At 72.0% G+C, this 6,660-nt stretch carries 5 protein-coding genes; 1 reads left to right on the top strand and 4 read right to left on the bottom strand.

The features are described from left to right. Positions 1-136: 136 nt before the first annotated feature. From WFH25_RS04600 to WFH25_RS04585, 4 genes are all read right to left on the bottom strand, one after another. Entirely contained in the window at positions 137-1,216 is a 1,080-nt protein-coding gene (locus tag WFH25_RS04600) for an alpha/beta fold hydrolase (RefSeq protein WP_336696961.1), read from the bottom strand. 89 nt (positions 1,217-1,305) lie between these two features. Next, entirely contained in the window at positions 1,306-2,181 is an 876-nt protein-coding gene (locus WFH25_RS04595) for an SMP-30/gluconolactonase/LRE family protein (RefSeq protein WP_336696960.1), read from the bottom strand. A gap of 48 nt (positions 2,182-2,229) precedes the next feature. Next, the gene (locus WFH25_RS04590) at positions 2,230-3,063 is read right to left on the bottom strand and encodes a DUF1206 domain-containing protein (RefSeq protein ID WP_336696959.1); all 834 of its coding nucleotides are present in this window, start codon (positions 3,061-3,063) and stop codon (positions 2,230-2,232) included. Positions 3,064-3,192: 129 nt separating this feature from the next. Then, the gene (locus tag WFH25_RS04585; RefSeq protein ID WP_336696958.1) at positions 3,193-4,359 is read right to left on the bottom strand and encodes an RtcB family protein; all 1,167 of its coding nucleotides are present in this window, start codon (positions 4,357-4,359) and stop codon (positions 3,193-3,195) included. Between the two features lie 460 nt (positions 4,360-4,819). Between WFH25_RS04585 and WFH25_RS04580 the strand changes: the two genes are divergently transcribed. Then, on the top strand, positions 4,820-6,649 hold the full coding sequence (locus tag WFH25_RS04580; RefSeq protein ID WP_336696957.1) for a glycoside hydrolase family 15 protein: 1,830 nt from the start codon (positions 4,820-4,822) through the stop codon (positions 6,647-6,649). Positions 6,650-6,660 lie beyond the last annotated feature (11 nt).

Genomic DNA, 6,660 nt, shown 5'->3' with positions numbered 1-6,660 from the left:
GCCCCCCCCGGCGTCGGGTGTGTGGGGGCCCACCCCGCGGGGGGGGCGCCCCCCCGGGGGGGGGGGGGGGGCGGGCCCCCGCCCCCCCCCCCCCGCCTCCAGTCGGTCGCGTCCGCCCGCGGGCCGGTCCGCGGGATCAGCCCGCCTTGCGGGTCTCCGGAGCCACCTCGTCGACGATCTCGCGGCGATCCGCCGGGTCGACCGGTAGGTCGTCGCCGTCCGCCATGGCGACCGCGTGCGCGGACTTCGCCGCCTCGAGCGTCTCGTCGTCGTTCTTCGCCATGCCGAGCAGTTCGACGAAGCGCGACTTGACGAGCATCCAGGCTTCGCGCGGGCCGAGCCGCGACAGGTCCGACGCCGTCGAGTCGTCGCGGACGCGCTGCAGCGAGGACACGCCGCGGTCGGGGAGCCGGCCGGCGACGTGGTCCACCGCGAGCCGCGCAACCGCGTCCGCCTGTGCGTGCATCACCGAGTGCGCGCCGTCGACGACCTCACGCAGCACCGCGTACGGGAACACCCGGGCGAGCCGGCGCACCCAGTCCCGCGGGACCATCGCGTCGTGCTCCCCGCGCACGATGAGCGTCCGTGCCTGCACGTGGGCGGCGCGCTCCTCGATCGGGAAGGCGATCATCCGCGGCAGCACCTTCGAGAACCAGTGCCAGCCGCACAGGGCGTACGCCGTGATGCCGTGCCAGCGGACGGCCGCCGGCTCGTGCAGCGTGGACCGGAGGAACCGGAACGCCGACTGCCGGACCGTGCGCGCGTGCGAGTCGACCACCGGGCTGATGAGCACCAGGTCGGAGATGTCCGGACGACGCGCTGCCACCTCGGTCACGACCTGGGTGCCCATCGAGTGACCGACGAGCACCGGGTCGACGAGTCGGAGGTCGTCGATGACCTTCTCGACCGCGTCGGCGTACCGCTCGATCGAGACCTTCCCGCGGAAGCGCGGGACACCGGCGAACCCGGGCAGGTCGAGGGCGTGCACGGGGCCGTTCTCGTTGAGGTGCGGGGCGAGCCGCTCGTAGTAGGTGGCGGCGATGCCGAGCCCCGCGACGAGCAGGAAGGCGCGGTCGCCGGGTTCGCCGACGGAGCTGACGCGCACGTACGTGCCGTCGACCGCGACCCGGTCGACCTCGACCGTGACGTCGGCGTTCTCGGCCTCGCCCAGTCGCTTCGCGGGGTCCGGTGTCGCGTCCGTGTGCTCGTCGTCCACTTCGGTCTCCTCGGGTCGGGCGTCGCTCCTCGGTTCGGGCGATCGCCCAGGATACCCGCGGCGCCGCCGATCCCGCCGTCGGCGCCCCGTCAGCCGCTGAAGGTGTTCGCGGGGAACCCGTGCACCCGCGTCGGCACCGCGAGGACGGCACCGGAGTGCGGGTGCGCGACGAGCTGCTCCTCGGTGAGGTTCTCCCGCGCCGACGCGACGAACAGCGTCGACATGTCCGGGCCGCCGAACGCCACCGACGTCACGTTCGGCACCGGGAGCTCGACGGTCTCGAGGTGCGAGCCGTCCGGACCGTACCGCTCGACCCGACCGCCGCCGTAGACCGCGCTCCACGAGCAGCCCTCGTCGTCACGGACGAGTCCGTCGTGGGCGGACCCGACGACGAACGGCTCGAGCTCGCCGAGCTCCCCGCCGGGGCCGTACGACCCGCGGTAGATCGTCGACGCGCTCGTGTCGGTGACGTACATGACCGTGCCGTCCTCCGACCACTCGATGCCGTTCGTCACGCCGAAGCCGCCGCGGAGGAGTCTCGTGGTGCCGTCCGGCTCGATCGAGTACAGGGCACCGTCCGGCTCCCCCGTGGTGAGGTTCATGCTGCCCACGAGGAACCGGCCGAACGGGTCGCACTTGCCCTCGTTGAACCGGAGGCCGGCCGTGGCGTGCTCGACCCGGGCGATCTCACGCTCGACGACGCCCTGGGCGTCCGTCACGACAACGGAGTCGCCGAGGGCCGCGACGAACCCACCGCCCGCGCGGGGCTGGAAGCTCGCGAGCGGGGGCGGCAGCTGCACGGTGGACGTGGTCGTGCCGTGGGCGTCCGCGGTGGTGAGGGTGCCGAGGGTGATGTCGACCCACCGCAGCTCGTCCGTCCCGGGGTCCCACACGATGCTCTCCGCGAGGACGGCTCCGGCGTCGGAGAAGACGGTCACGGGTCCGGTCGTCGCGCTGCTGCTCATGACACCGGTCTACCGGTGCCGCCTCCGCGCGCGTCCACCGTGTCCGTGTCAGAGGCGGGCGTAGCGGGCGCGGAAGAAGCTGAAGACGCCGAACGCGAGGAACCCGATGCCGATCGCGACGAGCACGAACACCCCGCCCGGCATCGAGCGCAGCGCGTCGAACGCACCGTCGAGCCCGGTCGCCTGGTCGGGGTCGCTCCGGAAGCCCGCGACCGCGATGAGCACGCCGACGACCACCACGGCGATCCCCTTCAGCACGTACCCCACGACGCCGAGCACGGTGACGACACGGTCGAGGGGATGCCGCGGGCGCACGAGCTGCTTCCAGAACGAGCGCCGGCAGCCGATCACCACGAGGCCGACGCCGATCGCGACGGCGACCGCGGCGACGAGCAGCAGGAGGAACACGCCGCCGGGGGTCGCGAGGGCCTTCGCCGCAGCGCTCCGCGACGACCCGCTCGAACTCGTGCCGGCTCCGACCGCGTAGGACGCTGCCGAGTACGCGATGAGCCCGTAGACCACGGCCTTGCCGACGTTCTTCAACCGGTTGCCCCAGGCACGGGCGCTGTCCGTCCGCCCGCCGACCACGGCCTCGACCACGAGCCGGAGCGTCAGCGCCGCGCAGCCGACGGCCACGATCCACAGGAGGACGACCCCGCCGGGGACCGCGGCGAGCTGCTGCAGCGCACCCGACTGGTCGGTCTCGCTGCCCGAGGAGGCGTTGCCGACACCGAGCAGGATCGCCAGGTAGCCGATCAGCAGGTGCACGATGCCGCTGCCGACGAACCCGGCGCGCGCCGTCAGCTCGAACCACCGGCTGTCGGCCACGCGCTTCGCTCCACGACCGGTCTTCCGGGCCGCCTGTTCCGCCTGTTCACTCACCCCATCGAGCGTGCCCGACGGAACGGGCCCTGTCCGGCAGGGGCGGTGACACCCGGCCGTCTGGCAGACGGGAGGCGCGGGGGGGGGGCCCCCCCCCCCCCCCCCCCCCGACCCGGCGTGACGGCGACGTCAGTCACCCTTCACGTTGACGACCTGCCGCAGCATGTGCCGGATCGACACGAGCTCCGAGGCGTCGGCCATGACCTGGTCGATCGGCTTGTACGCCGCCGGGATCTCGTCGAGGAACGCGTCCGTGTCGCGGTACTCGATGCCGACCATCGCCTCGCGCAGCTGGTCGTGCGTGAACGTCCGCCGGGCGGCGCTCCGCGAGAACAGCCGACCGGCACCGTGCGGCGACGACTCGAGCGACGGCTTGTTGCCGAGGCCCTCGACGACGTACGACGCGGTGCCCATCGACCCCGGGATCAGACCGGGCTGCCCCGCCCTCGCCTGGATCGCACCCTTCCGGGACACCCACACCGACTTCCCCCAGTGCGTCTCGCGCTGTGTGAAGTTGTGGTGGCAGTTGATCCGCTCCTGCTCGTCGACGGGCGTGCCGACGACCTCGGACAGCTGCCGCACGACGCGGTCCATCATCTCCTCGCGGTTGAGGAGCGCGAAGTGCTGGGCCCACCGCAGCTCGGCGATGTACCGGTCGAACTCCGGGGTCCCCTCGACCAGGTACGCCAGGTCGGGGTCGGGCAGCTCGATCCACCAGCGCTGCATGGCCTTCTTGGCGACCGCGATGTGCCGCTGGGCGATCTTGTTGCCGACGCCCCGCGACCCGGAGTGCAGGAACAGCCAGACGCGGTCCGCCTCGTCGAGCGACACCTCGATGAAGTGGTTCCCGGACCCGAGCGTGCCGAGCTGGTTGCGCCAGCCGCCGTGCGCTCCTGCGGGGTCGAACCCGGCGGCCTCGGCCATCGTCTCGAGCTCCGCGATCCGGGGCTCGGCCGTGGCGACGATCTTCCGGTTCGACGCACCGGCCGACAGCGGGATCGCCCGCTCGATCTGCTCGCGCAGCTCCTGCAGGTCGTCGGGCAGGTCGGCCTCGGTGAACTGGGTCCGGACCGCGATCATGCCGCAGCCGATGTCCACGCCGACGGCTGCCGGCATCACCGCGCCGAGGGTCGGGATGACCGACCCGACGGTGGCGCCGAGGCCCAGGTGGGCGTCCGGCATGAGGGCCAGGTGCGGGAACACGAACGGCATGCGAGCGGTCGTGCGGGCCTGCTGCTCGGTGTTGTCCTCGAGCATCGAGGCCCAACTCAGCAGCCGGTCGGTGATCTTCTCCATTGCTTCGTCTCGCTTTCGTGACGGTCTTCGGTGACGGTCCGGGGCGAGGTCCTGCTGCCGTCCGGCACCACGAGGCGTGGCGTTCGGAGGGCAGCGTCGTGGAGAGGACGCCCCGGGCCGGGTGGGCACGGGGCGTCGGGTGACGTCGCGTGCCTACGCGGGATAGCGGTCGGACTGCTGCTGGTTGCGCTGTTCGGGCAGCACGAGGAGCGTGTCGAGCTGGAGCTCGACTCGCTGTTCGTGGTGCTGCACGGTGCGCACGCGCGGTCCTTCCGGTGGTGCCCGGGACGGGCGGTCCTGCCGATGGGCAGGAGGACGACAGTAGTGCGACACGCCCGGGGTGCACAAGTCACCCCGGGCGTGTCGCCGGTTCTCCACAGCCTGGAGGAACGGCGGGCGTCCTCCACAGCGGGGTACGCCCGCCTGATGGTCGGGCCCAGGGCGCGGGCAGGCTGGGAGCATGACCGAGCGGACCCGAGACACCCCTGACGTGATCGACGACGAGGAGCGCACCGACGGCTACGCACCGCTCCGGTCCTACGGCGCGATCGGCGACGGTCGGACGGTGGCGCTCGTCGCGCGGGACGGCCGGATCGACTGGCTGCCCATCCCCTCGATGGACTCGCCGCCGGTCTTCGCGAGCATCCTCGACGCCGAGCACGGCGGACACATCGCCCTCCGGCCGGTCGACGCCGACGCCGAGGTCTCGCGCGAGTACCTGCCGGGCACGAACGTGCTCGTCACCACCTGGACCATGCGGTCGGGCTCCGTGACCGTGACCGACGCGATGGTGACCGGCGTCGCGGGACGCCTGCCCTGGGCCGAGGTCGCCCGGTGCGTGCAGGGTGTCGACGGCACGGTCGAGATGGAGTGGGCGGTGGTGCCGGGGACCCTGCTCAACACGGCCGAACCGAGACGTCTGGACACCGCGAACGGCGCCGTGATCGGCATCGACGGCATCACGATCGCCATCGTCGAGCAGGGTTTCGAGCCCGTGCACGACGACGGCCCCCGGTTCTCCGGCCGCTTCACCACGGCCGAGGGCTCGAAGCACATCCTGACCATCGTCGGGACCCACGACGAGCCGATCTTCATGCCCCGGCCGGAGAGCGCGCTCCAGGCGATGGACCGGACGATCGACAACTGGGCGACCTGGTCGGAGGAGTTCTCGTACGACGGGCCGTGGGCCGAGCCGGTGCAGCGGAGCGCCCTCGCCCTCAAGCTGCTCATCTTCTCGCCGACCGGCGCGATCGCAGCGGCTCCGACGACGAGCCTGCCCGAGGACCGCACCGGCGGCAAGAACTGGGACTACCGGTTCGCCTGGGTGCGCGACCTGTCGTACACGGTGCACGCGCTGACCCGCTTCGGGCTGCGCGAGGAGACCCACGCCGCGGTGTCCTGGGTGATGCGCACGATCGCCGAGCACGACGAGGACATGCCGATCTTCTACGAGCTCGACGGCTCGAAGAGCGACGGCGTCGAGGAGCGCGACGTCCCCGGCTGGAACGGCATCGGCCCCGTGACCATCGGGAACCGCGCCGGCGACCAGCTGCAGCTCGGGGTGTGGGGCGACGTCTTCGAGATCCTGCGCCAGTACGTCCGCGCCGGCAACGTCCTCGACCGGAAGACCGCCGCCGTCCTGCAGGAGCTCGCCGACGACGCCTGCCACCGGTGGGAGGAGCCGGACTCGGGCATGTGGGAGCTCCAGGACACGCAGCACTACGTCTCGAGCAAGATCGGCTGCTGGCAGGCGCTCGACGCCGCGGCCGAGCTGCACGAGGCCGGGATGATCGACGGGCCGCGCGACAAGTGGATCGAGAACCGGGAGCTCATCGAGCAGTGGGTCGCCGAGCACGGGTGGGACGAGGAGCGCGGCTACTACGTGATGTACCCCGGCTCCGACAAGCTCGACACGTCGATCCTGCTGCACGCGATGAGCGCCTTCGACCGGGGTCCCCGCATGGAGTCGACCATCCGGGCGATCGAGGAGCAGCTGCAGCACGGCCCGCTCGTGTACCGGTACTCGGGCATGGAGTCCGAGGAGTCGCCGTTCGTGGCGTGCTCGTTCTGGCTCGCGGCCGCGATGGCCTGTGTCGGACGGGTCGACGACGCCCGCGACCTCATGGACGAGATGGTGGAGCAGGCGAACGACGTCGGCATGTTCAGCGAGATGATCAGCGAGGACGGCACGTTCATGGGGAACATCCCGCAGGGGCTGTCGCACCTGGCGCTCATCCAGGCAGCGCTCACGATCGAGGAGGTCGCTGGCGAGGAGCGCTCCGGGGAGTGATCATGGAGGGG

The organism is Curtobacterium sp. USHLN213 (assembly GCF_037144815.1).
In the GTDB taxonomy this organism is placed as follows: Bacteria; Actinomycetota; Actinomycetes; order Actinomycetales; family Microbacteriaceae; genus Curtobacterium.
This window is presented reverse-complemented; position numbering and strand designations above follow the sequence as displayed.

Excerpts from the sequence above, each read along its gene's own strand:
- WFH25_RS04595 (WP_336696960.1), bottom strand. The coding sequence starts at position 2,181 with ATGAGCAGCAGCGCGACGACCGGACCCGTGACCGTCTTCTCCGACGCC.
- WFH25_RS04585 (WP_336696958.1), bottom strand. The coding sequence starts at position 4,359 with ATGGAGAAGATCACCGACCGGCTGCTGAGTTGGGCCTCGATGCTCGAG.
- WFH25_RS04580 (WP_336696957.1), top strand. The coding sequence starts at position 4,820 with ATGACCGAGCGGACCCGAGACACCCCTGACGTGATCGACGACGAGGAG.